This is a genomic window from Streptomyces sp. NPDC001515, from assembly GCF_053597115.1.
In genome coordinates, this window is sequence record NZ_JBSFHN010000024.1 from 78,847 (window position 1) to 101,758 (window position 22,912).

Sequence of the window (22,912 nt, forward strand, 5' to 3'; positions counted from 1 at the left end):
CGCAGCGGTATGGTCCATTGGTGTGAAAGATGACTGGGCCACTTTCGGGGCCGACCTCCATCTCGACCTCACCGGGGCGAGCGGGCTGCGGACCGGGCTGATGGACGCCCTGCGGGAGGCCGTGCGCTCGGGCCGGCTGGCGCCCGGGACCCGGCTGCCGTCCTCCCGGACCCTCGCCGCCGACCTCGGCATCGCCCGGAACACCGTCGCCGACGCCTACGCGGAGCTGGTCGCGGAGGGCTGGCTCACCGCCCGCCAGGGCTCCGGCACCCGGGTCGCCCAGCGGGCCGTTCCGCGCCCGCCGGCCCCGGCCGCCGCCGCGCGCACCCGGCCGCCGCGCGGCCGGCCCGCCCACAGCCTGATGCCCGGCTCGCCCGATCTGGCGACCTTTCCGCGCGCCGCCTGGCTGCGGGCCGCCCGCCGCGCCCTCACCCGCGCCCCGCACGACGCGTTCGGCTACGGCGACCCGCGCGGCCGCATCGAACTGCGCACGGTCCTCGCCGACTACCTGGCACGGGCGCGCGGGGTGTACGCCGATCCCGAACGCATCGTCATCTGCGCCGGGTTCGTCCACGGGCTGATGACGCTCGGCACGGTCCTGCGGGCCCGCCGGGTGCGGGAGGTGGCCGTCGAGTCCTACGGACTGGACCTGCACACCGGTCTGCTCGCCGACGCCGGGCTGCGCATTCCCCGCCTGCCCCTGGACGGGCTCGGCTCCGACACCCGCGCGCTGCGGGGGATGCGCGGCGCGGGCGCGGTCCTGCTGACCCCCGCCCACCAGTTCCCGACCGGAGTGCCGCTCCACCCCGACCGGCGCGCGGCGGCCGTCGACTGGGCGCGGAGCACCGGCGGGCTGATCCTGGAGGACGACTACGACGGCGAGTTCCGCTACGACCGCCAGCCCGTGGGCGCGCTCCAGGGCCTCGACCCCGAACGCGTCGTCTACCTGGGGACGGCCAGCAAGTCCCTGGCACCGGCGCTGCGGCTGGGGTGGATGGTCGTCCCGGAGGCCCTGGCCTGCGAGGTGGCCGAGGCCAAGGGGTGGAGCGACTGGTCATCCAGCGCGCTGGAGCAGCTGACGCTCGCGGAGTTCATCGAGTCCGGCGCGTACGACCGCCATGTCCGCGCCATGCGGCTGCGCTACCGCAACCGCCGAGACCAGCTCGTCGCCGCCCTCGCCGAACGCGCCCCCGGCATCCGCGTCACCGGCATCGCCGCCGGACTCCACGCCGTCCTCGAACTCCCCCGGGGCACCGAGGCCGAGGTGATCCGCGCCGCCGCCTGGCAGGGCCTCGCCGTCCAGGGCCTCTCCTTCTTCCGCCACCCCGACGCCGAACCCGGCCGCGAGGCCCTCGTCATCGGCTACGCCACCCCCACCGACAGCGCCTGGACGGGCGCCCTGGACGCACTTTGCCGCATCCTGCCGTGACGGGGGCGGGACCCCGCGCACGGCGGCGGGTCCGGGGGCCGGCCGCGTGCGGGGCCGCCCCCACGGGTGGGCCCGGTGGGCCCGACCGCCACCGGGCCCACCCGCCGGGCCCGCCCCCTCAGCCGCGCAGCACCGCGCGCAGCTGCTCCAGGCCCCAGTCCAGGTCCTCCTTGGAGATGACGAGCGGCGGGGCGATGCGGATGGTGGAGCCGTGGGTGTCCTTGACCAGGACGCCCCGCTCCATCAGCCGCTCGGAGATCTGCCGGCCGGTACCGAGGGCCGGATCGATGTCCACGCCCGCCCACAGGCCGCGCCCGCGGACCTCGCGCACGGCGCCGGCGCCGACGAGCAGGCCCAGCTCGCGGTGGAGGTGGTCGCCCAGCTCGGCGGCCCGCTCCTGGAACTCGCCGGTGCGCAGCATGGCGATGACCTCCAGGGCGACCGCGCAGGCCAGCGGGTTGCCGCCGAAGGTCGAGCCGTGTTCCCCGGGCCGGAAGACGCCGAGCACCTCCGCCGAGGACACCACGGCGGAGACGGGCACCACGCCGCCGCCGAGCGCCTTGCCGAGGACGTACACGTCGGGGACGACGCCCTCGTGCTCACAGGCGAAGGTCCGTCCGGTGCGGCCGAGGCCCGACTGGATCTCGTCCGCGACGAAGAGCACGCCGCGCTCCCGGGTCAGCTCCCGGACCCCGGCCAGATAGCCGGGCGGCGGCACCAGCACCCCGGCCTCGCCCTGGATCGGCTCCAGCAGCACTGCCACGGTGTTCTCGGTCATCGCCGCCCGCAGCGCGGTCAGGTCCCCGTACGGCACGATCTCGAAGCCCGGGGTGTACGGGCCGAAGTCGGCGCGTGCCTCGTGGTCCGTGGAGAAGCTGACGATCGTGGTCGTCCGGCCGTGGAAGTTGTCGGCGGCGACGATGATCTTCGCCATGCCGTCCGGGACGCCCTTCACCCGGTAGCCCCATTTGCGCGCCGTCTTCACCGCCGTCTCCACGGCCTCCGCCCCGGTGTTCATGGGCAGCACCATCTCCATGCCGCACAGGTCGGCCAGCCCGGCGCAGAAGTCGGCGAACCGGTCGTGCTGGAAGGCGCGCGAGGTGAGGGTGACCCGCTCCAGCTGGGCCCTGGCGGCGTCGATCAGCCGGCGGTTGCCGTGGCCGAAATTGAGCGCCGAGTAGCCGGCGAGCAGGTCGAGATGGCGCCGGCCCTCGACATCGGTCATCCAGGCCCCCTCGGCGGTGGCCACGACGACGGGCAGCGGGTGGTAGTTGTGCGCGCTGTGCGCCTCGGCGGAGGCGAGGGCGCGTTCGGTGGTCGACACGGGATCTCCGTTCGTCGTGCGGCGTGAGCCGGGGTTCTGGCCCACTTTGTATCGTCGGTCGGATCCCCCGCGAGGAAACCTCCGGTACGCGGCGCGCCCGCGCCGCACCCCGTTCACACAGCCGTACGGCTTTCACACACCGGCGGCCGGAGATCGGTTCCGTACCTGAGACAATGGGTGCCATGGCCTCTGAACGTCCCCGTGTGCTCTCCGGAATCCAGCCCACCGCAGGCTCGTTCCACCTCGGCAACTACCTCGGCGCGGTCCGCCAGTGGGTGGCCCTGCAGGAATCGCACGACGCCTTCTACATGGTCGTCGACCTGCACGCGATCACCGTCCCGCAGGACCCGGCGGAACTGCGTGCGAACACCAGGCTCGCCGTCGCGCAGCTGCTCGCCGCCGGTGTGGACCCGGAGCGGTGCACGCTCTTCGTGCAGAGCCACGTGCCCGAGCACGCCCAGCTCGGCTGGGTGATGAACTGCCTGGCAGGCTTCGGCGAGGCGTCCCGGATGACGCAGTTCAAGGACAAGTCCGCCAAGCAGGGCAGCGACCGCACCACGGTCGGGCTGTTCACCTACCCGCTGCTGATGGTCGCCGACATCCTGCTCTACCAGGCCGACCAGGTCCCGGTGGGCGAGGACCAGCGCCAGCACCTGGAGCTGACCCGCAATCTCGCGGAGCGCTTCAACGGCACCTACGGCGACACGTTCACGATCCCGGACCCGTACATCCTCAAGGAGACGGCGAAGATCTACGACCTCCAGGACCCGTCCGCGAAGATGAGCAAGTCCGCGGCGACGGCCAAGGGGCTGATCAACCTTCTGGACGAGCCGAAGGTGACCGCCAAGAAGGTGAAGAGCGCCGTCACGGACACCGAGGCCGTGATCCGGTTCGACCAGGTGGAGAAGCCCGGCGTCAGTAATCTGCTGTCGATCTACGCGACGCTCACCAACACGTCGGTCGCCGACCTGGAGCAGAAGTACGAGGGCAAGGGCTACGGTGCGCTGAAGACGGACCTCGCCGAGGTCATGGTCGACTTCGTCACACCGTTCCGCACCCGGACCCAGGAATACCTCGACGACACCGAGACGCTGGACTCGATTCTGGCCAAGGGCGCGGAGAAGGCCCGTGCCGTGGCGGCCGAGACCCTGGCGCGGACCTACGAGCGGATGGGCCTTCTGCCCGCCAAGCACTGAGTCCAAGGACCCTGGCGTCCGGGCCTCCGCAGGCGGCACACTGGCGGCGTGAAGTGTGCGGCCGTCAGTGGCTGAAAACAGACCATCGAGCATGGAGGAGAACGACGTGGGGACCGTAACGCTCGGCGTTTCGATCGCGGTCCCGGAGCCCTACGGCAGCCTGCTCCAGGAGCGGCGCGCGAGCTTCGGGGACCCTGCCGCACACGGCATTCCCACCCACGTCACCCTGCTGCCGCCGACCGAGGCGGAGGCGGCCGACCTGCCGGCGATCGAGGCGCATCTGTCCTCGGTCGCCACGGCCGGCCGGCCCTTCCCGATGCGGCTCTCCGGCACGGGCACCTTCCGCCCGCTCTCACCGGTCGTCTTCGTCCAGGTCGTCGAGGGCGCGGCGGCCTGCTCCTGGCTCCAGAAGCGGATCCGGGACGCCTCCGGGCCGCTCGTGCGCGAGCTGCAGTTCCCCTACCACCCGCACGTCACCGTGGCCCACGCCATCTCCGAGGCCGCGATGGACCGGGCCTACGAGGAGCTGAGCGACTACGAGGCGGCCTGGACCTGCGGCTCCTTCGCGCTCTACGAACAGGGCCCGGACGCCGTCTGGCGCAAGATCCAGGAGTTCCCGTTCGGCGCGGGCGGCGGCGCGCCCGCCGTGCCCGCGCAGAGCGGCAGCGCGCTGGACGCACCCTCCTTCCAGCCCTGAGGCGGGGCGCTTCCGGCTCCGGAGCCGGGGGCTCCCGGCCCCGAGGCGCGCCCCCGCCCCGCGCCCCTCCCTCAGAGCGGCAGCCGGCGGAACAGCGGCCTCGGCACATGCCGCAGCGCCGACATCACGCCCCGCAGCGCACCCGGCACCCACACCGTCTCCGCCCGCCTGCGCAGCCCCGCCACGATCGCGTCCGCGACCTCGTCCGGCGTGGTCACCAGCGGCGTCCGCACGAGCGGCAGCCTGGTCAGCCGCGGCTCCTGCGCATACCCCCGGCCCTCCGCGCTCCGCACCGGGCCGGGGCGGACGATCATCACCTGCACCCCCGTGCCGTACAGGGCGTCCCCGAGGCCCTGGGCGAAGGCGTCCAGCCCCGCCTTGCTGGAGCCGTAGATGAAGTCCGCGCGCCGGGCGCGCTCCCCGGACACCGAGGAGAGCACCACCAGCGAACCGTGCCCCTGCGCCTGGAGCGCGCCGGCGCACACCAGCCCGGCGGAGACCGCTCCCGTGTAGTTCGTCTGCGCCACCCGGACCGCCGCGAGCGGCTCCTCCTCGTCGCGCTCCTGGTCGCCGGGGACGCCGAAGGCCAGCAGCACCATGTCGATGTCGCCCTCGGCGAAGATCTTCCCGAGGCCGGTCTCGTGGGACTCGGTGTCCAGGGCGTCGAAGTCGACCGTCCGCACATAGGCCCCCCGGCCGCGCAGCTCGGCGGCGGCCGACTCCAGTTCGGGGGAGGGGCGGCCGGCCAGCCAGACCGTACGGGTGCGGCGGGCGATCAGCCGGCGGGCGGTGGCGAGCCCGATCTCCGACGTGCCGCCGAGGATCAGCAGGGACTGGGGGGCACCGAAGGCGTCCTTCACGAGCACACTCCTTGTGGATGGCGGCGGATGGCGGGGGATGGCCGGGGGCGCACGGCCGACGGGTCAGAGGCCCAGCCGGCGCGACAGGTCCGACCGGAACGCGCCGCGCGGGTCCAGCTCGGCGCGCAGCGCCCGGAAGGCGTCCAGGCGGGGATACATCGCGGCCGCGGCGGCGGGGCGCATCCGGGAGTCGTCGGTCAGGCAGACCCGGCCGCCGGCCGCCGCCACGTCCTCGTCCAGCCGGTCCAGCAGCCGGGCCAGCCCCGGCAGCCGGGCCGGCAGGTCCAGGGCCAGGCTCCAGCCGGGCCGGGGGAACGACAGCCAGCCGGGGTCCGCCGCGCCGAAGCGCCCCAGCGCGGCGGAGTAGGCCGGGACGCGCCGTCGCGCGAGGCTCCGGACGATCCGGCGCACGGTCTCCGCCCGGTTGTCCCCGACGGTGAACGCGTAGTGCACCAGACCGCCCCGGCCGCCCACCCGGCCGCCGTACGGTCCGGTGTCCTGCGGGGCGAAGAACGCGCCGATCCGGCGGAGTTCGCCGGTACGGAAACGGGGGGCGCGCCGGTAGCGCAGCTCGTTGAACGCGGCGGCGGCCAGTCCGCCGGCCGGGCCGCCGGGCACCGGCTCCGGGAGGCGCGCGGGGGCGGGGCGGAGGGCCAGTGCCGTGCGCTGGGTGTGCGCGGGGAGCGCGGCGAGCACATCGGGGGAGACGTGCTCCCCCCGGGTCACGATGCCGCGCCCCGTCGCCCGGCCCCGGGCGGTGAGGTCCACCCAGGCGGAGACGTAGTGCCGGCGGCGGCCCCCGCTGGCCAGGCGCGTCATCAGATCGTCGAGGTCCAGGGCCCGTTCGGTGTCGACGGCGATCAGCGGGGTGCGGACCGGGCGCAGCCGGAGCGTGGCCGAGAGGATCACCCCGGTCAGCCCCAGGCCGCCCGCGGTGGCCTCGAAGAGCGGGGTGCCGGGCAGGACCGTGCGGATCTCGCCGTCCGCCGCGAGGAGCGCGAACTCCGTGACATGGCGCGAGAACGCGCCCGCCGCGAGGTGGTCGCCCCCGTGGGCGTCGGAGCCGAGGGCCCCGCCCACCGTGACGTACCGCCCGCCCGGCGCGACCGGCGGCAGCCAGCCGAGCGGCAGCAGCACCTCGCGGAGCCGGCGCAGGCTCACCCCGGCGTCGCAGACCACCGTGCCGCGTTCGGCGTCGATGGCGCGGATCCGGTCGAGACCCGTCATGTCGAGGACCGACCCCCCGGCGTTCTGCGCCGCGTCGCCGTGGGCCCGGCCCAGACCCCGGGCGATCGAGCCGCGCGGCCCGCAGCCGCGCACGGTCGCCGCCGCCTCCTCGTAGCTGCGGGGGCGAAAGCGCAGCGCGGTGGTCGGGGCGGTGCGGCCCCAGCCGGTCAGGGACACGGTGTCGACGGACATGGGGGTGACCGTATCGTCCGAGAAAACACCTTTGAGGGATTTGTTACAACACTCACCGAAATGGGTGATTGAGGGGGTGTCAGTCCGTCCCCGTCGCAGCGGACACCCGTTTTCGCCGCGCGGGGGGGTAGTCGTACGTCCATGGACTGGCTGAAGAAACTCCCCGTCATCGGGCCGCTCGTCTCCCGGCTGATGGAGACCCACGCCTGGCGCAGCTACGAGACGCTGGACCGCGTCCACTGGAGCAGGCTCGCCGCCGCGATCACCTTCATCAGCTTCCTGGCGCTCTTCCCGCTGATCGCGGTCGGCGCGGCGATCGGCGCGGCGCTGCTCTCCACCGAGCAGCTCCACAAGATCGAGAACAAGGTCGCCGAGCAGGTGCCCGGCATCTCCGACCAGCTCGGCATCGGCAATCTGGTGGCCCACGCGGGGACGGTCGGGCTGGTGGCCGGAGCGCTGCTGCTGTTCACCGGCATCGGCTGGATCGGCTCGATGCGGGACTGTCTGCGCGCGGTCTGGGAGAAGGACGACCAGGACCTGGGCAATCCGGTGATGCGCAAGGTGAAGGACGCCGGGGTGCTGTTCGGCCTCGGCGGCGCCGCGCTGCTGACCCTGGCGATCTCCTCGGTGGGCTCCGTGGCCGTGGACCGGGTCGCGGATCTGCTCGGCATCCCGGGGGACGGCGCGGGCGGGGTGTTCCTGCGGATCGCCGCCCTGCTGGTCGCCGCCGTCGCCAACTTCCTGCTGCTGCTCTATCTGCTGACCCTGCTGCCCGGCGTCGAACCGCCGCGCCGCCCGCTCGTGGTGGCCGCCGTGATCGGCGCCGTCGGCTTCGAACTGCTCAAACTGCTGCTCGGCAGCTATATGAAGGGCGTCGCCTCCAAGAGCATGTACGGCGCCTTCGGCGTGCCGATCGCGCTGCTGCTCTGGATCAACTTCACCGCCAAGCTGCTGCTGTTCTGCGCCGCCTGGACGGCGACGCCGAGCGGGACGGCGGAGCGGGCGGCGGACGCGGAACGGCCCGCGCCCCCCGCCGGCGGCTCCACGCTCAGCGGCGGGGGATCCGGCGCACCAGGTCCGGGAGCGGCCAGCGCCGGTTGACCAGGAACGCCGCCCCGGCCAGCAGCACCAGCACCCCGCCGGCGATGCCGAAGGCGACGCCCATCCCGCTGGTGCCGCCGGCCGCCGCGGCCTTCTTCGCGGTCTGCGGCCCGTTCGCCCGGTCGGCGGCCGGCTTGCCCGCCTCCGCGCCCTTGCCGGTCCCGGTCGCGTCCTCCAGGGACTTCGGCGCGACCAGCTCACCGACCGGGGTGACCTTGCCGCTCGCCGCGAAGCCCCAGTCGAGCAGCTTGGCGGCCTCCTTGTAGACCGCGTGCGTCTCGTCGGAGGAGGGGTTCATGACGGTGACGAGCAGCACCTTGCCGTTGCGCTCGGCGACTCCGGTGAAGGTGTTGCCGGCGTGCGTCGTATAGCCGTTCTTGACCCCGGCGATGCCCTTGTACGGGGTGACGCCGTCGGCCCCCGTCAGCAGCCGGTTGGTGTTCTGGATGCCGAAGGTCTCGCGCTTCTCGCCCTTCTCCTGCTTGCCCGGGAACTGCGCGGTGGCGGTCGCGCAGTACTCCCGGAAGTCCGCCTTCTGGAGCCCGCTGCGAGCGAACAGCGAGAGGTCGTACGCGCTGGAGACCTGCCGGGGCGCGTCGTACCCGTCCGGGGAGACCACCGTGGTGTCCAGCGCCTGGAGCTCCTCCGCGTGGGCCTGCATGTCCGCGACGGTCTTGGGTACACCCCCGTACATCGCCGCCAGCACGTGCACCGCGTCGTTGCCCGAGCGCAGGAAGACCCCGAGCCACAGGTCGTGCACGGTGTAGCTCAGGTCCTCCTTGACCCCGACCAGGCTGCTGCCCTCGCCGAGATCGGCCAGGTCCTCGTCCTTCACCGTGTACGCGAGCGTCTTCGGCTGGAGCGCGGGCGACTCGATCAGCGTGTCGGCGAAGAGCATCTTCAGCGTGGAGGCCGGGGGCAGTCGCCAGTGCGGATTGTGCGCGGCGAGCACCTCGCCGCTCTCCGCGTCCGAGACCATCCAGGACCTGCCGGTCAGCCCCTTGGGCAGCACCGGGGCGCCCGCGCCCAGATTCACCTGGGTCCCGCTCATACCGAGCTGGGCGCCGCCGATCTTCGACATGACGGCGGGCGGTTTCGGCTCGCTGTCGTCCTCGTCACCGGCGGCCGCCGACGCGGGAGCGGCAAGGAATGCGGACAGCAGCAAAACGGCAGAGGTGACCGACAACACGGTCTTCTTGAGAGCTGACACGGTCGAAAACGTACATGCAGTTGATCTGAATATGGACCCCGGCGCTATGACCCGCCGCGTGCGACGCCAGGACAGCCCACCCCGGGCGAGGCCCCCGCAGGGCGGCGGAGATACTGACCTCATGAAGCTCAGCCGCCCCGTCTCCTGGTTCCTGCTCGCTTTCGGGGTGTGGAGCTGGTTCATCTGGATCACTTTCGTCAAGAACCTCTGGAAGGACGGCAGCGGGCTCGCCTTCGACGACGCGGGTGACCCGACCGCCTACTTCTGGGTTCATCTGCTGCTCGCCATCACGTCCTTTCTCCTGGGGACGGCGGTCGGCCTCATCGGGTTCCGGGGCGTCAGGGCCCTGCGCCGGCAGGCGGAGTAGCGAGTCGGTTTCCGGCCGGACCTGACACCGGACGAACACGGACGAACGAGGCGGGGGATACGTATGGCGGTCGTCGGACCGGCTCTGCTGGCGATCACGGTGCTCGCGCTGCTGGTGCTGGTGCACCGGTACGTGTGGCGCCGCCTGGTCGGTGACACGACGGCCCCGGGCAGCCCGCTGCGCCGGGCCGGCACCGTCGCGGCGTACGCCCTGCCGCTGCTCAGCGTCGGCGCGCTGGTCTCCGGCCGCGCGGGCGCGCCCTTCTGGCTCCAGCGGGTCCTGGCCTGGCCGGGCTACCTCTGGCTGGCCGCCCTGCTCTATCTGACGCTCGCCCTGCTGGTGGGCGAGGCCGTGCGGCCGCTGCTGCGCAGGGCACTGGACCGCCGGGCGGCCACGGCGGCCCCGGATCCCCGGCCCGCCCCCGTCGAGGCGGTGTCCGTGCCGGCCGCCGGGCCCGTGACCGCGACCGCATCGCCCGGCGACGCCGCGTCCTCCGTCGTGACCGAGGCACCCCCGGCCCCCGCCCCGGCCGCCCCCGCCGCACCCTCCCGGCGGCTCTTCGTCGCCCGGACCGTCGGCGGCGCGGCGGCCGTCGCCGGGCTCGGGACCACCGGCTACGGCGCCTACGGGGTGCTGCGCGGCCCCCGGGTCAAGCGCGTCACCGTCCCGCTCGCCCGGCTCCCCCGCTCCGCGCACGGCTTCCGGATCGCCGTCGTCAGCGACATCCACCTGGGCCCGATCCTGGGCCGGGCCCACACCCGGCGGATCGTCGACACGGTCAACCGGACCCAGCCCGATCTGATCGCGGTCGTCGGGGACCTGGTCGACGGAACGGTCGCCGACCTCGGCTCCGCCGCCGAACCGCTCGCCGGACTCCGCTCCCGGCACGGCGCGTTCTTCGTGACGGGCAACCACGAGTACTACTCGGGCGCCGACGCCTGGGTCGAGCACGTCAGGGAGCTGGGCCTGCACCCGCTGGAGAACGCCCGGGTGGAGATCACCGGGTTCGACCTCGCCGGGGTCAACGACGTGGCGGGCGAGAGCGAGGGGCGGGGCCCCGACTTCGGGCGGGCCCTCGGCGACCGGGACCGCACCCGCGCCGCCGTCCTCATGGCGCATCAGCCCGTCGTCATCGACGAGGCCGTCGAGCACGGGGTGGACCTCCAGCTGTCCGGTCACACCCACGGCGGCCAGCTCTGGCCGGGCAACCACATCGCGGAGCTGGCCAATCCGACGGTCGCCGGGCTCGAACGGTACGGCGACACCCAGCTCTACGTGACGCGCGGCGCCGGCGCCTGGGGACCGCCCGTCCGGGTCGGCGCGCCCTCCGACATCACCGTCGTGGAACTGGCCTCGAAACAGGCGTGAACCGGACACGGACACCGTCGGACGCCTCATGGGGTGACCGGGGGTGAACCCTCTGTATTCGACCTTACGGCGCAAGGTTTCAAGTAAAGAACAAAAGGCTATGAGCCTCAGATTTCCTCTTCCTGATGTGAAAAGCGTGTGATTGGCTGAGTGCGAACTTGTGCGGTGACCTGCGCTTCTGATGCGCGTCGCCGAGGTGGGGCTGGTAAGGGAGAGCACGTCAATGCGGTCGGTCCGGCTACGGATTCTCGCGATTCTCGCGGTATTGCTCATCGCAGGCGTCGGCGCCTGGCAGCTGCTTCCCTCCGACGAGGCGGACACCGATCCCGTGACGGTCGGCACCACCGACGAGGTCACCTCGCTCGACCCGGCCGGCGCGTACGACGCGGGCTCCTGGGCGATGTACAGCAACGTCTACCAGTCGCTGCTGACGTTCAAGTCCGGGGCGATCGTGCCCGAGCCGGACGCGGCCGAGGAATGCCACTTCGTCGGCGCGAAGCTCCAGACCTACCAGTGCACGCTCCGGGACGACGTCACCTTCTCCGACGGCGAGAAGATCACCGCCGAGGACGTCAAGTACTCCTTCGACCGGATGATGGCGATCAAGACCGACGTCGGTCCCTCGGTGCTCTTCCCGAGTCTGAAGAACGTGGTGGCCAAGGGCCTGACCGTCACCTTCAACCTCTCCGCGCGCGACGCCACCTTCCCGCAGAAGCTCGCCACCGGCGCGGGCTCCATCGTGGAGAAGGAGTCCTACTCCGAGCACAAGCTGCGCAACGACAACAAGGTCCTGGGCTCCGGTCCGTACGTGCTGAAGTCGTACGAGCCGGGCGTCTCGGCCCGGCTGGTGCCCAACTCCCGGTACAAGGGCGCGCTGAAGAGCACCGGCGGCCCGGTCACCGTGCGCTACTTCAAGCAGTCGGAAGACCTCCTGGCGGCCTGGAAGTCCGGCAAGGTCGACGTGACGCACCGCCAGCTCCCGCCCTCCACGCTCGCGGAACTGGACACGGCCGACGTCGACCAGCGCGTGACGGAGGCCGACAGCGCCGAGATCCGCAACCTGGTCTTCAACGTCCGCGAGGGCGCTCCGCTCGCCAACAAGAAGGTCCGCCAGGCCATCGCGTCGCTCATCGACCGCGCCCCGCTGGTGACCGACGTCTACAAGGGCACCGTCGAACCGCTGTACTCGCTGATCCCGCAGGGCTACATCGGCCACAGCACCCCGTTCTTCGACGCCTACCCCTCGCCCAACCCGAAGCGGGCCAAGGAACTGATGCAGGAGGCGGGCGTCCAGCTGCCGGTCCACATCACCTTCGCGTACCGCGCCGCTGACGACTCGTACAAGCGGGAGACGGCCGAGATCCGCCGCCAGCTGGAGGCGGACGGGCTGTTCAAGGTCTCGGTGAAGGAGGTCAAGTGGCAGGCGTTCCAGAAGGGGTACGCGAACGGCGCGTACGACGCGTACACCGTCGGCTGGCTCCCCGACTACCCGGACCCCGACACCTTCAGCCAGCCGCTCGTCGGCCGTGACAACAGCCTCCACAACGGCTACACCAGCGCCAAGATGGACCAGCTGATCGCCGCCACGCTCCAGTACAGCGACCGCAGCCGGACCTCGTCCGACTTCAAGGCGCTGCAGAAGCTGGTCGGCGAGGACGTGCCGCTGGTGCCGCTGTGGCAGAAGAAGGACTACGTCGTCGCCAAGCCCGACATCTCCGGATCGCAGTACCTCACCGACGGCACCGGCATCTGGCGCCTGTGGGAGCTCGGCCGGATCTGATCCACCGGCGTACGGACACGGCAGCGGCCGCCCCGGGAGACCGGGGCGGCCGCTGTTGTCGTGGGAGACCGCGCTACCGCGTCCCCGTCGCGGTCCGTGCCGCCGCCCCGGGCAGGAACTCCTCCAGTACCTCGTGGATCTGGCGGACCAGCGGACGCAGCACGCGGAAGCGCGACAGCGCGATGGCGCGCGCGGCGATCGGCGCGGTCCGCTCGACCAGGCGGCGGCTGCGCTCGGCGTTCTCCGTGCGGTCGTACACCCAGAACAGCACCAGGCCCATCTGCATCAGCCACATCAACCGCGGCAGAACCTCGGCGAGCTGGGGATCGGTCCGGGTCGAGGAGCCGGCCAGACAGCGCTCCTGGATGGCGACCGCCGCCTCGCGGGCCGCGAGCGAATCGGGTGAGAAGGGGCTGAGCGGGCTCTCCGGGTCGGCGGCGTTCTTGAAGAACTGCGCGGCGAAGCGGTGGTACTGCCCGGCCACGTCCAGCCAGCACAGCAGGACCCCGCGGATGCGCACCGCGAGGTCCCGGTCGCCCTCCAGGACCGGCCGGACCGCCTCCGCGTGCTCGGCGGCCAGCCGGTCGTAGAAGCCCTGGACGAGGTGTTCCTTGGAGGAGAAGTAGTAGTACGCGTTCCCCACGGAGACGCCGGCCTCCTGCGCGATGGCTCGCATCGTCGTCTTGTCGTAGCCGCGCTCCTGGAAGAGCCGGAGCGCGGTTCCGAGGATGAGCGTGCGGGTCTGTTCGCTCTTGGGAGCCTTGGCTTCCTTGGCGTTCTTCACTTCCTTCACCACGGTCCCGAGGGTATCGGTGCGACCCGGCGCCGTTCGCCCCTACGGTTCCGGGACCGGCTCCCGTACGCCGGGGCCCGGCGCCCCGGCCGCCCGCGCGGGGTCCGTGAAGCGCCGCACCCCCGGCACCGCCGCGGTGCCCGCGCAGGCCGCGCCGACCGTCAGACCGGCCACCAGCAGCGGGACCTCCACGCCCCAGCGGGAGGCGGCGAGCGGGGCCAGGGCGTACCCGAGCGGCGTCGCCCCCAGCGAGAGCAGCCAGTCGTACGAGGTGACGCGGGCGAGCGCGTGGGCGGGCACGGCCGACTGGACGGCGGTCTCCCAGACCGGGTTGAGGAAGCCGAGCCCGGCCATGGCCACCCCGTAGGCGGCGATGCTCACGGCGACGGGCGCGTGCGCGGCCAGCAGGCAGAGCGGCAGGACGTACAGCGCGCCGCAGAGATTGGCCCACAGCACCGGGAGGCGGGGGCGGACCCGGCCGGCCGCCAGTGAGCCCAGCAGCAGACCGACGGCCCCGGTCTGGAGGAAGACCACCCAGACGCCCTTGCCGCCCAGATCGGCGAGGAAGAGGGCCGGGCCGAGCGTCATCAGGACGGCCGAACCGCCGTTCCACAGGGCGTGGGCGACCAGGCTCGTCCAGTACCAGTCGCGGCCCCGGACCTCGTCCCACCCCTCCTTCAGATCGGCGGCCAGCGAGCGGCGCGGGATCGGCACATGGCGGACCTCGACGGCGGCCAGCAGCGCCGCGCTCACCGCGAAGCTCACCCCGTCCAGCACGAAGGCCCAGCCGGGGCCGGCGGTGAGGACGAGCGCCCCGGCGACGGCGGGCCCGCCGATGCGCGCGGTGCTCGCCGCCACCGCCATCAGGGCGTTCGCGCGCAGCAGCCCGGGCCCGGACACGGTGCCCCGGATCAGCGGGGAGACGGTCGGCATGGCGAAGGCCCCGGCTGCGCCGCCGATCGCCTCGGCCACCGCGATCTGCCAGAGGGCCGGGGTGCCGGAGAGCAGCTCGGCCCCGACGAAGAGCTGGCTGACGCACCGTACGGCGTCGGTGGCCAGCGCGACCGTACGGGCGTTGACGCGGTCGCCCACCACGCCGCCCAGCGGCAGCAGGAGCAGCTTGGGGACCATGGCGCAGGCGAGCACCAGGGCGAGGGCGCCGGTCGAGCCGGTGGCCAGGTAGACGGCGAGGGTGAGCGCGGCCGGGATCGCCGCGTCGCCGAGCAGAGAGAGGCTCCGGCCGATGAAGAGCAGCCGGAACGAGCGTGTCCGTAAGGGGTGCGGCACGGGGGCGGCCTTCGGAGCGGCGGGCTGTGGGACGGCGGGCTGTGGGACGGCGGGCTGAGACATGCGGAGCAAGGTATTTCGCCAACAAACTGTTCGTCAACGAAATATTAGCTTCCGAAGTAATCTTGACGGTCCGGCGTAGGGTGGGGGCATGGAGCAACGCGACTGGACCGACGGCCATGTCGAGCGGTGGAAGCCCGTCCTGCCCGAACTCGACCCGGACATCGAGGGCGCCGTCACCCGGATGAAGAAGCTCTCCGTCCATCTGCGCCGGGTGCGCGAGCAGTCGCTGGTCGATTTCGACCTGGACCGGCAGGAGTTCGACACCCTGCACAAGCTCGCCGGGCGCGGCGGCAAGGCCGCCCCCTCCGAGCTGGCCGCCGACCTCGACCTGGCCCCCGCCTCCGTCACCGGCCGGCTGGACGCCCTGGAGCGCCGCCGCTTCGTCCGCCGCACCCCGTCCACCACCGACCGCCGCCGCGTGGACGTGGAGCTGACCGACGAGGGCCGCGCGACCTGGATCGGCGCGATGGAGGTCCTCGGCAACGAGGAGGAACGCCTGCTGCGCGTCCTTCCCGCCGAGGAACGCACCCTGCTCAACGACATGCTCCGCCGCATCATGGTCGTCGCGGAGGCCCGGGGCGGCGCCGACTGGTGAGGGCGCGCCGGGCCGGGAGCGGGCGGCCCGGAGCCGCACCGGCCCGGGGGCGGCCGGCCGCTCAGTCCGTGCGGCGGCCCGGCCCCGGAAGACCCCGGCCGGACGTCAGCTCGGCGCGCAGTTCGTCCGGGGAGAGCGCCAGCAGCTCGCCGACCGCCGTGGTCCAGCCCTCGGCCGCCCGCTCCACCCCGTCCCGGAAACCGCGCCGCAGCGCCCGCCCCACCAGCAGCAGGGCCACCGCCGCCACCGGCCGCAGCAGCCACCGCCCCCGCACGCACGCCGCCACCTCCACCCGCCACCGCCCGTCCCCCGACGACCGGGGCCGCAGGGAGAGCCGCGCCTCGCCCAGCCGGTGCCGCACCCGGGCCGTGGCCGGCGCCCTCGCCACCGCCGGGGCGCCCGGCGGCAGTTCCGCCGCCGCCCACCACGCCGCCAGATCGACCCGCGCCCGCCCCCTCACACGCTGAAGCGCCCCCGACCCCTCCGCGCCCCGCATCCGGCCCTCGGCCTCCACCAGCCGGGGCCGCTCCGGCGTCGTCAGCCGCACGGTCAGCCGGGCCGAGAGGTCCGGCGCGCTCATCAGCTGCTCCACCGCGACCGGGCCGCCCCGCCGCCACTCCCGTATCCGCAGCACGATCCGTTCCCGGACATCCGGCTCCACCACCTCGTAGCGGGCCCCCGGACGCAGGTGCCGGCCGCCGGTCAGCCGCAGGTCCGGCACCGGCGACCCGTCGGGCATCAGCACCGCGCCGCCGCGCTCCCGGGTGGACTCGGCGACCTCCAGCAGGAGCGCGGTCAGCTCCCGGAGCCGGTCCGGTCCCACCGCCGGCACCTCGACGGAATGCCTGAGTACGGCCATGCGCCCCCGCCCCTTCCGAGCCCGCCCCCGGCACTCGCCGCGCCGGGAGGCGCGTCCGACCGTACGCCAAACGGCCCCGCCCTCCGCGGACGAGCTGCGGAGGGCGGGGCCGTACGGAAGCGGGGATCAGAAGCGACGCGTGATCAGCGCGCGCTTGACCTCCTGGATCGCCTTGGTGACCTCGATGCCGCGCGGGCAGGCGTCCGTGCAGTTGAAGGTGGTGCGGCAGCGCCACACCCCGTCACGGTCGTTGAGGATCTCCAGGCGCTGCTCGCCGCCCTCGTCGCGCGAGTCGAAGATGAAGCGGTGCGCGTTGACGATCGCCGCCGGGCCGAAGTACTGGCCGTCGTTCCAGAACACCGGGCACGAGGACGTGCACGCGGCGCACAGGATGCACTTGGTGGTGTCGTCGAAGCGCTCGCGGTCCTCGGGGGACTGCAGACGCTCGCGGGTCGGCTCGTTCCCCTTGGTGATGAGGAAGGGCATGACGTCGCGGTAGGCCTGGAAGAACGGGTCCATGTCGACCACGAGGTCCTTGAGGACCGTGAGGCCCTTGATGGCCTCGATCGTGATCGGCTTCTCCGGGCTCAGGTCCTTGATCAGCGTCTTGCAGGCGAGCCTGTTCTTGCCGTTGATCCGCATGGCGTCCGAACCGCAGATGCCGTGCGCGCAGGACCGGCGGAACGTGAGCGTCCCGTCCTGGTTCCACTTGATCTTGTGAAGGGCGTCGAGAACACGCTCCTTCGGGTCGATCTCGATCTGGAAGTCCTGCCACTGGGCCTCCGCAGAGACCTCCGGGTTGAACCGCCGGATGCGGAAGGTGGCCGTGATGTACGGCGAGTCCGCGAAGCCGGCCTCGGGCTCGGGAGCCTTGTCGGCCTTGTCCAGGGTGGGTGTAGCCATCAGTACTTACGCTCCATCGGCTGGTAGCGGGTCTGGACGACCGGCTTGTAGTCCAGCCGGATCGACTCGGTGCCGTCGTCGGCGACCTCGCGGTACGCCATGGTGTGGCGCATGAAGTTGACGTCGTCGCGGTTGGGGTAGTCCTCGCGGTAGTGACCGCCGCGCGACTCCTTGCGGGCGAGCGCCGACGTCGCCATGACCTCGGCGAGGTCGAGCAGGTTGCCCAGCTCGATGGCCTCCAGCAGGTCCGTGTTGAACCGCTTGCCCTTGTCCTGGATCGACACGTTGAGGTAGCGCTTGCGCAGCGCCGCGATCGTGTCGACCGCCGTCTTGATCGTCTGCTCGGTGCGGAACACCATCACGTTGGCGTCCATGCACTCCTGGAGCTCCTGGCGGATCGTCGCGACCCGCTCGGTGCCCGTGGAGTTGCGCAGCCGCTCGACCTGGTCGACGACCGTCTGCGCCGGGTTCTCGGGCAGCTCGACGAAGTCGTGCGTCGAGGCGTACTCGGCGGCGGCGATGCCCGACCGGCGTCCGAAGACGTTGATGTCGAGCAGCGAGTTCGTGCCGAGGCGGTTGGCGCCGTGCACGGAGACGCAGGCGACCTCGCCGGCGGCGTACAGGCCCGGGACGACGGTGGTGTTGTCGGCCAGCACCTCGCCCTCGACGTTGGTCGGGATGCCGCCCATGGCGTAGTGCGCGGTCGGCTGGATCGGGATCGGGTCCGTGTAGGGCTCGATGCCGAGGTACGTCCGCGCGAACTCGGTGATGTCCGGGAGCTTGGCGTCCAGCTGCTCCGGCGGCAGGTGCGTCAGGTCCAGGTAGACGTGGTCGCCCTCGGGACCGCAGCCGCGGCCCTCGCGGATCTCCGTGTAGATGGAGCGCGAGACGACGTCGCGGGAGGCGAGGTCCTTCATGACCGGCGCGTACTTCTCCATGAAGCGCTCGCCGTCCTTGTTGCGGAGGATGCCGCCCTCACCGCGGGCGCCCTCCGTCAGCAGGATGCCCATGCGCCAGATGCCCGTCGGGTGGAACTGGAAGAACTCCATGTCCTCCAGCGGCAGGCCCCGGCGGTAGCAGGCGGCCTGGCCGTCACCGGTCAGGGTGTGCGCGTTCGACGTCACCTTGAAGAACTTGCCGGTGCCGCCCGAGGCGTAGATGACCGACTTCGCCTGGAAGACGTGGATCTCGCCGGTGGCCAGCTCGTACGCGACGACGCCGGCGGACTTCTTGACGCCGTCCTCCTCGACGATCAGCTGGTCCAGGACGTAGAACTCGTTGAAGAACTCCACGCCCTCCTTGACGCAGTTCTGGTACAGCGTCTGGAGGATCATGTGGCCGGTGCGGTCGCCCGAGTAGCAGGCGCGGCGGACCGGGGCCTCGCCATGGTTGCGGGAGTGACCGCCGAACCGGCGCTGGTCGATCTTGCCCTGGGGGGTGCGGCCGAACGGCAGGCCCATCTTCTCCAGGTCGAGAACGGCGTCGATGGCCTCCTTCGCCAGGATCTCGGCGGCGTCCTGGTCGACCAGGTAGTCACCGCCCTTGATCGTGTCGAAGGTGTGCCACTCCCAGTTGTCCTCCTCCACGTTGGCCAGCGCGGCGGCCATGCCGCCCTGCGCGGCGCCCGTGTGGGAGCGGGTGGGGTAGAGCTTGGTCAGCACGGCGGTGCGGCTGCGCTTGGTCGACTCGATGGCCGCGCGCATGCCGGCGCCGCCGGCGCCGACGATGACGGTGTCGTACGTGTGGATCTGCATGGTTTACCTCTGGTCTTCGGGCCCGGCGCCTAGCGGATGTTCGGGTCGAAGGTGAAGATCACCAGCGTGCCCAGCAGGACGGTGAACACCGTGGCGGTGTACAGGAGCATCTTCAGCCAGAAGCGGGTGTTGTCCCGCTCGGCGTAGTCGTTGATGACCGTACGGAGACCGTTGGCGCCGTGCAGCATGGCGAGCCACAGCATCGCGAGGTCCCAGACCTGCCAGAACGGCGAGGCCCAGCGGCCGGCGACGAAGGCGAAGCCGATCTTGGAGACGCCGCCGTCGAGCACCAGCTGGATCAGCAGGTGACCGAGGACCAGGACCACCAGCACGATGCCCGACAGGCGCATGAAGAGCCAGGCGTACATCTCGAAGTTGGTGCGCGAGGCCTTGGGCGTCTTGCCGGTCCGCTTGCGCGGCGGCTCGATGACGGGCGCCGGGTTGTCGACGTCGTACAGGGAGACGCCTTCGACGGCGCCGATCGCGGAAGTCTCGGTGGACATGGGCCTCAGCTCCCGAAGATTTCACGGACGGCGTGGCCGAGCACCGGGTACAGCGCCCCGAGCATCAGCACGATCCAGATGCCCAGCACGGTCCAGAGCATCTGCTTCTGCACGCGCGGGCCCTTGGCCCAGAAGTCCACGGCGACGATGCGCAGACCGTTCAGCGCGTGGAAGAGGATCGCGGCCACCAGGCCGTATTCGAGCAGCGCGACGATCGGCGTCTTGTACGTGGACACGACGTCGTCGTACGCCTCGGGGGAGACGCGGACGAGGGCGGTGTCCAGGACATGAACGAACAGGAAGAAGAAAATGAGGACACCGGTGACTCGATGAGCCACCCAGGACCACATGCCTTCCCGGCCGCGGTACAGCGTTCCAGCCGGCACGGAAGAACCCTCCGGGAGCGGGGATTGGGGTCGGCCGGCTTGACTGTCGGTCTGACCCGGCCGGGTACGGTCCACCGGCCCCGGCCATCGTAGCGACGGTTTGTCGGTTCGCTCGCGCGGGGGCCTCTGGTGTGATCAAAGTGGCAACGAAACAGGCACGGACGGGCTATGGACAGGCCGCGAAAGCCCTTTCCGCCCCTATCCGACGGGCGGGAGCCCGCGTCCGCCACCGCGACCGGTCCGTTACTGACTCGATACCAGCTCGATGATGCGGCCCCGGGCGAGCCGCCGCATCTCGTCGGCCGTCACCACCCGCTCGTGCTCCGGATCGTGCGCGAGCCGCGCCCGGATGCCGGCCAGCACCTGGTCGGGGTGCTCGGCGGGCAGGAACGCGTCCAGGCAGATCACGAAGACATGCCCGAACCGGCTCTCGTACGCCGCGTGCGCGGCGGACAGCGCCAGATGGGCGGAGGGCGGCGCGTCGGGACGCAGCCCCGGCGACACCTCCGCCGCGAGCGCCTCCGCCCGGTCGCCGGGGGAGAGGTCGTACCCCGCCTCGTCGGCGGCGGCGAGCAGCGCGTCCAGGTCCGGGTAAGGGCGGTGGTCGGCCAGCCGGCGCGCCCAGTGGCGGCTGCCGTAGCACTCCAGCAGCGCCGCCTCGGCCTCGGCGGCGGGCGCGGCGTTGAACCGCCGCAGCCCGGCGGACGGCGCGGGGCCGGAGTTCTGCACGGGGACGGCGGCGTGCGGTGCGGACGGGGGCGGCTGCGCGGGGAGGCCGGCGTGGGACTCGCTGGACCTGGACAGCGTGAGCTCCTGGAATGAACGCATCGGTGCGCCTGGAGTGGGGAGGGACCGGTGGGACCAGGCGGATGCAGGGTGAGGGAAGAACAAGGAGAGGTGAATGTGCCTCAAAGCTAACGACCCGGGGCAACAGCCGTCCGACGGATGCGCGAATTTCACCCGGACGGGAGAGTTTCACGCCCCCCGGGAGGCGATGCGGCGCGGGGAATGCCCGGCTATTGGCAGAGAAGCACCGAGATCGGGTGGACCATATATCTCTCAGCCGTTTTTCTCCGTACCAGGAGGTTTCTGACCGATGTCGCCCTCTCGCGGCCCGCTGGTGGCCGGAGCGGCCCTGACGGCGGCGGCCGCGGCGGCCCTCGTCGTCGTCCTCTGGCCGGAGGGACCGGACGGCGGGCGCCCGGCCGGGGCCGCGTCCTCGCCGCCGCGCTCCTCGTCCGCCGCCGCGCCCACTCCGTCCCCGTCCCCGACCCGGAGCTATCCGCTCTCCAAGGCCCCCCGGGCCATCCCCGCGGTCCGCGAGCACACCCCGGCCCGGGGGCCCGGCTGGCGGCCGGAGCCGGGCGGCGGGGTCGTGATCGCCCGCGGGGACGGCGGGCTCGCGGACGAGGCGAAGCTGCTCGCCGGGGAGCTGAGGCTGAGCTACCGGGGCGAGGTCCCGGCCCGCGCCGGCGATGTCGAGCTGGCCCTCGCCCCGAAGGACTCCGGCGGGCCCGAGTCGTACACCCTGCGCACCCGCGACGGACGGGTCACGATCAGTGGACCCGCCGAGGCGGGCGTCTTCTACGGCACCCGCACGCTCAAGCAGTCCGTGCGCGCCGACGGGCTGATGCCGGAGGGCGAGGTGCGCGACCGGCCCGACCGGCCGCAGCGCGGGCTCAACCTGGACATCGCGCGCAAGTACTACAGCGCCGCGTGGATCGAGTCCCGGCTGCGGGAGATGGCCGACCTCAAGCTCAACCAGCTCGGTCTGCACTTCTCCGACGACCAGGCGTTCCGGATCCAGTCCACGACCCATCCCGAGATCGTGTCGCCGGAGCACCTGACCACGGCCGAGGTCCGGCGCATCGTGGCCCTGGCCCGCCGGCTGCACATCGACGTCGTTCCGGAGATCGACTCCCCGGGGCACCTCGGGGCGGTGCTCCGGGCGCACCCGGACCTCCAGCTGCGCAATGTCTCGGGCGTGGCGTCGACCGGCTCGCTGGACATCTCCAAGCCGGGCGCGGCGAAGCTGATCGACGAGCTGCTGGGTGAGTACACCAAGCTCTTCGGCGGCTCCTTCTGGCATCTGGGCGCCGACGAGTACCGCGCGCTGATGGCCCGCGATCCGGCGGCCTCCTACCCCCAGCTCCAGCGCGCGGCCGTGGCGAAGTACGGGGCGGGCGCGGGCATCTCCGATCTGGCCACCGGCTGGCTGAACGACCGGGCGGCGGTGGTCCGGCCGCACGGGATGACGCCGAAGGCGTGGAACGACGGCATGTTCCGCGACAGCCGGGTCCGGGCTTCCAAGGACATCGAGGTCGAGTACTGGACGGGCAAGGAGTACGGCGCCCGGCCGCCCGAGCAGTACCTGGCCGAGGGGCGCCGGGTGGTGAACCTGAACGACGAGTACCTCTATTACGTGCTCGGCGAGCCCAACGCGTTCGTGTACCCGACCGGCAAGCGCATCTACGAGCAGTGGACCCCGCTCGTGCTGCGCGGCACGTCCCCCGTCCCCTCGCGCTACTCCGGCCAGATCCTCGGCGGCCGGTTCGCGGTCTGGGGCGACTTCCCCAATGCCCAGACCGCCGCACAGGTGGCGGCCGGCATCCGGATGCCGCTGCGCGCGACGGCCCAGAAGCTCTGGGACCCGGGGAAGCCGGTGCTGAGCTGGGAGGCGTTCAAGGCGCTGGCGGGGGAGATCGACCGGGGCTGAGGGGCCGCGGCGGCCGAGACGGACGAGGGCCGAGGGGGGCCGGCGCGGGGAGGGCCGAGGGGGCCGGCGCGGGGGAGGTCCATGGAGAGGGCGGGGGGGCCATGGACACGGAGGCGGGCGGGCGCTAACTTCCGCTTGCCGCGCTGTCCGGGGAGGGACACGCGCTCCATGCGTCGTCGTCCGGTCCCTGGGGGGTTCCACTTCCATGCCCTGCTCGCTCTGCGGTTCAAGACCCGCCTCCACCTCCGACGGGTGGTGCGCGCCGTGCGCCGCCACCGGGCGCTCACGGGCGGGCGGGCCGT

Annotated in this window: 21 protein-coding genes; 9 read left to right on the forward strand and 12 right to left on the reverse strand. The window is 72.4% G+C overall.

The features are described 5' to 3' along the window. The first annotated feature begins 22 nt into the window (after positions 1 to 22). Positions 23 to 1,429, forward strand: a complete 1,407-nt coding sequence (gene pdxR, locus ACWCXC_RS24730) for a MocR-like pyridoxine biosynthesis transcription factor PdxR (RefSeq protein WP_450890561.1) — start codon at positions 23 to 25, stop codon at positions 1,427 to 1,429. A gap of 118 nt (positions 1,430 to 1,547) precedes the next feature. On the opposite strand, the gene rocD is transcribed toward pdxR, so the two are convergent. Next, the gene (rocD, locus tag ACWCXC_RS24735) at positions 1,548 to 2,753 is read right to left on the reverse strand and encodes an ornithine--oxo-acid transaminase (RefSeq protein ID WP_450682839.1); all 1,206 of its coding nucleotides are present in this window, start codon (positions 2,751 to 2,753) and stop codon (positions 1,548 to 1,550) included. Between the two features lie 182 nt (positions 2,754 to 2,935). On the opposite strand from rocD, the gene trpS reads away from it, so the two are divergent. Together trpS and ACWCXC_RS24745 are read left to right on the forward strand one after the other, a co-directional pair. Next, positions 2,936 to 3,949: a tryptophan--tRNA ligase gene (gene trpS, locus ACWCXC_RS24740; protein ID WP_450682838.1), complete on the forward strand. Its 1,014-nt coding sequence runs from the start codon at positions 2,936 to 2,938 to the stop codon at positions 3,947 to 3,949. Between the two features lie 106 nt (positions 3,950 to 4,055). Further along, positions 4,056 to 4,646, forward strand: coding sequence for a 2'-5' RNA ligase family protein (locus ACWCXC_RS24745; RefSeq protein WP_450682837.1), 591 nt, complete (start codon positions 4,056 to 4,058; stop codon positions 4,644 to 4,646). Positions 4,647 to 4,717: 71 nt separating this feature from the next. Here ACWCXC_RS24745 and ACWCXC_RS24750 read toward each other — a convergent pair whose 3' ends face one another. Together ACWCXC_RS24750 and ACWCXC_RS24755 are read right to left on the reverse strand one after the other, a co-directional pair. Continuing rightward, the gene (locus tag ACWCXC_RS24750) at positions 4,718 to 5,506 is read right to left on the reverse strand and encodes a decaprenylphospho-beta-D-erythro-pentofuranosid-2-ulose 2-reductase (RefSeq protein WP_450890562.1); all 789 of its coding nucleotides are present in this window, start codon (positions 5,504 to 5,506) and stop codon (positions 4,718 to 4,720) included. A gap of 63 nt (positions 5,507 to 5,569) precedes the next feature. Further along, entirely contained in the window at positions 5,570 to 6,925 is a 1,356-nt protein-coding gene (locus tag ACWCXC_RS24755; RefSeq protein ID WP_450890563.1) for an FAD-binding protein, read from the reverse strand. A gap of 141 nt (positions 6,926 to 7,066) precedes the next feature. Here ACWCXC_RS24755 and ACWCXC_RS24760 point away from each other — a divergent pair, with 141 nt between their 5' ends. After that, the gene (locus tag ACWCXC_RS24760; RefSeq protein WP_450682834.1) at positions 7,067 to 8,026 is read left to right on the forward strand and encodes a YihY/virulence factor BrkB family protein; all 960 of its coding nucleotides are present in this window, start codon (positions 7,067 to 7,069) and stop codon (positions 8,024 to 8,026) included. On the opposite strand, the gene ACWCXC_RS24765 is transcribed toward ACWCXC_RS24760, so the two are convergent. Beyond that, a complete protein-coding gene (locus ACWCXC_RS24765) occupies positions 7,974 to 9,236 on the reverse strand; it encodes a D-alanyl-D-alanine carboxypeptidase family protein (RefSeq protein ID WP_450890564.1) in 1,263 nt (420 codons plus the stop codon). The genes ACWCXC_RS24760 and ACWCXC_RS24765 overlap by 53 nt on opposite strands. Before the next feature lie 121 nt (positions 9,237 to 9,357). Between ACWCXC_RS24765 and ACWCXC_RS24770 the strand changes: the two genes are divergently transcribed. From ACWCXC_RS24770 to ACWCXC_RS24780, 3 genes are all read left to right on the forward strand, one after another. Beyond that, positions 9,358 to 9,603, forward strand: a complete 246-nt coding sequence (locus tag ACWCXC_RS24770) for an SCO4848 family membrane protein (protein ID WP_450682832.1) — start codon at positions 9,358 to 9,360, stop codon at positions 9,601 to 9,603. 63 nt (positions 9,604 to 9,666) lie between these two features. Beyond that, positions 9,667 to 10,971 carry a metallophosphoesterase gene (locus ACWCXC_RS24775; protein WP_450890565.1) on the forward strand — a complete coding sequence of 435 codons (1,305 nt, stop codon included), beginning with the start codon at positions 9,667 to 9,669 and terminating at the stop codon, positions 10,969 to 10,971. A gap of 223 nt (positions 10,972 to 11,194) precedes the next feature. Beyond that, the gene (locus ACWCXC_RS24780; protein ID WP_450682830.1) at positions 11,195 to 12,751 is read left to right on the forward strand and encodes an ABC transporter substrate-binding protein; all 1,557 of its coding nucleotides are present in this window, start codon (positions 11,195 to 11,197) and stop codon (positions 12,749 to 12,751) included. A gap of 73 nt (positions 12,752 to 12,824) precedes the next feature. On the opposite strand, the gene ACWCXC_RS24785 is transcribed toward ACWCXC_RS24780, so the two are convergent. Together ACWCXC_RS24785 and ACWCXC_RS24790 are read right to left on the reverse strand one after the other, a co-directional pair. After that, positions 12,825 to 13,547 carry a TetR family transcriptional regulator gene (locus tag ACWCXC_RS24785; RefSeq protein WP_450682829.1) on the reverse strand — a complete coding sequence of 241 codons (723 nt, stop codon included), beginning with the start codon at positions 13,545 to 13,547 and terminating at the stop codon, positions 12,825 to 12,827. A 39-nt stretch (positions 13,548 to 13,586) separates the two neighbouring features. Next, positions 13,587 to 14,831 (reverse strand): MFS transporter, encoded by a 1,245-nt coding sequence (locus ACWCXC_RS24790; RefSeq protein ID WP_450890580.1) that lies wholly within the window; start codon positions 14,829 to 14,831, stop codon positions 13,587 to 13,589. A gap of 151 nt (positions 14,832 to 14,982) precedes the next feature. On the opposite strand from ACWCXC_RS24790, the gene ACWCXC_RS24795 reads away from it, so the two are divergent. Beyond that, positions 14,983 to 15,489, forward strand: coding sequence for a MarR family winged helix-turn-helix transcriptional regulator (locus tag ACWCXC_RS24795; protein WP_450682827.1), 507 nt, complete (start codon positions 14,983 to 14,985; stop codon positions 15,487 to 15,489). A 61-nt stretch (positions 15,490 to 15,550) separates the two neighbouring features. Here the strand turns inward: ACWCXC_RS24795 and ACWCXC_RS24800 are convergent, their stop codons facing one another. The 6 genes from ACWCXC_RS24800 to ACWCXC_RS24825 all read right to left on the reverse strand — a co-directional run bounded on the left by ACWCXC_RS24800 (position 15,551) and on the right by ACWCXC_RS24825 (position 20,722). Further along, positions 15,551 to 16,348 carry a hypothetical protein gene (locus ACWCXC_RS24800; protein ID WP_450890566.1) on the reverse strand — a complete coding sequence of 266 codons (798 nt, stop codon included), beginning with the start codon at positions 16,346 to 16,348 and terminating at the stop codon, positions 15,551 to 15,553. 126 nt (positions 16,349 to 16,474) lie between these two features. After that, a complete protein-coding gene (locus ACWCXC_RS24805) occupies positions 16,475 to 17,251 on the reverse strand; it encodes a succinate dehydrogenase iron-sulfur subunit (RefSeq protein ID WP_450682825.1) in 777 nt (258 codons plus the stop codon). Beyond that, a complete protein-coding gene (sdhA, locus tag ACWCXC_RS24810; RefSeq protein ID WP_450682824.1) occupies positions 17,251 to 19,005 on the reverse strand; it encodes a succinate dehydrogenase flavoprotein subunit in 1,755 nt (584 codons plus the stop codon). The genes ACWCXC_RS24805 and sdhA overlap by 1 nt, the downstream gene beginning before the upstream one ends. 29 nt (positions 19,006 to 19,034) lie before the next feature. Beyond that, complete coding sequence (locus ACWCXC_RS24815) at positions 19,035 to 19,508, reverse strand: succinate dehydrogenase hydrophobic membrane anchor subunit (RefSeq protein WP_450682823.1); 474 nt, start codon at positions 19,506 to 19,508, stop codon at positions 19,035 to 19,037. 5 nt (positions 19,509 to 19,513) lie between these two features. After that, positions 19,514 to 19,894 (reverse strand): succinate dehydrogenase, cytochrome b556 subunit, encoded by a 381-nt coding sequence (sdhC, locus tag ACWCXC_RS24820; RefSeq protein ID WP_383639682.1) that lies wholly within the window; start codon positions 19,892 to 19,894, stop codon positions 19,514 to 19,516. A 243-nt stretch (positions 19,895 to 20,137) separates the two neighbouring features. Continuing rightward, positions 20,138 to 20,722, reverse strand: coding sequence for a 2-oxo-4-hydroxy-4-carboxy-5-ureidoimidazoline decarboxylase (locus ACWCXC_RS24825; protein WP_450890567.1), 585 nt, complete (start codon positions 20,720 to 20,722; stop codon positions 20,138 to 20,140). A 268-nt stretch (positions 20,723 to 20,990) separates the two neighbouring features. Here ACWCXC_RS24825 and ACWCXC_RS24830 point away from each other — a divergent pair, with 268 nt between their 5' ends. Further along, positions 20,991 to 22,610, forward strand: a complete 1,620-nt coding sequence (locus tag ACWCXC_RS24830) for a beta-N-acetylhexosaminidase (protein ID WP_450890568.1) — start codon at positions 20,991 to 20,993, stop codon at positions 22,608 to 22,610. Positions 22,611 to 22,912: the final 302 nt, after the last annotated feature.

Excerpts from the sequence above, each read along its gene's own strand:
- ACWCXC_RS24830 (WP_450890568.1), top strand. The coding sequence starts at position 20,991 with ATGTCGCCCTCTCGCGGCCCGCTGGTGGCCGGAGCGGCCCTGACGGCG.
- ACWCXC_RS24780 (WP_450682830.1), top strand. The coding sequence starts at position 11,195 with ATGCGGTCGGTCCGGCTACGGATTCTCGCGATTCTCGCGGTATTGCTC.
- ACWCXC_RS24775 (WP_450890565.1), top strand. The coding sequence starts at position 9,667 with ATGGCGGTCGTCGGACCGGCTCTGCTGGCGATCACGGTGCTCGCGCTG.
- ACWCXC_RS24770 (WP_450682832.1), top strand. The coding sequence starts at position 9,358 with ATGAAGCTCAGCCGCCCCGTCTCCTGGTTCCTGCTCGCTTTCGGGGTG.
- ACWCXC_RS24800 (WP_450890566.1), bottom strand. The coding sequence starts at position 16,348 with ATGGCCGTACTCAGGCATTCCGTCGAGGTGCCGGCGGTGGGACCGGAC.
- ACWCXC_RS24805 (WP_450682825.1), bottom strand. The coding sequence starts at position 17,251 with ATGGCTACACCCACCCTGGACAAGGCCGACAAGGCTCCCGAGCCCGAG.
- trpS (WP_450682838.1), top strand. The coding sequence starts at position 2,936 with ATGGCCTCTGAACGTCCCCGTGTGCTCTCCGGAATCCAGCCCACCGCA.
- ACWCXC_RS24815 (WP_450682823.1), bottom strand. The coding sequence starts at position 19,508 with ATGTCCACCGAGACTTCCGCGATCGGCGCCGTCGAAGGCGTCTCCCTG.
- ACWCXC_RS24755 (WP_450890563.1), bottom strand. The coding sequence starts at position 6,925 with ATGTCCGTCGACACCGTGTCCCTGACCGGCTGGGGCCGCACCGCCCCG.
- sdhA (WP_450682824.1), bottom strand. The coding sequence starts at position 19,005 with ATGCAGATCCACACGTACGACACCGTCATCGTCGGCGCCGGCGGCGCC.
- ACWCXC_RS24825 (WP_450890567.1), bottom strand. The coding sequence starts at position 20,722 with ATGCGTTCATTCCAGGAGCTCACGCTGTCCAGGTCCAGCGAGTCCCAC.
- ACWCXC_RS24760 (WP_450682834.1), top strand. The coding sequence starts at position 7,067 with ATGGACTGGCTGAAGAAACTCCCCGTCATCGGGCCGCTCGTCTCCCGG.
- ACWCXC_RS24795 (WP_450682827.1), top strand. The coding sequence starts at position 14,983 with ATGGAGCAACGCGACTGGACCGACGGCCATGTCGAGCGGTGGAAGCCC.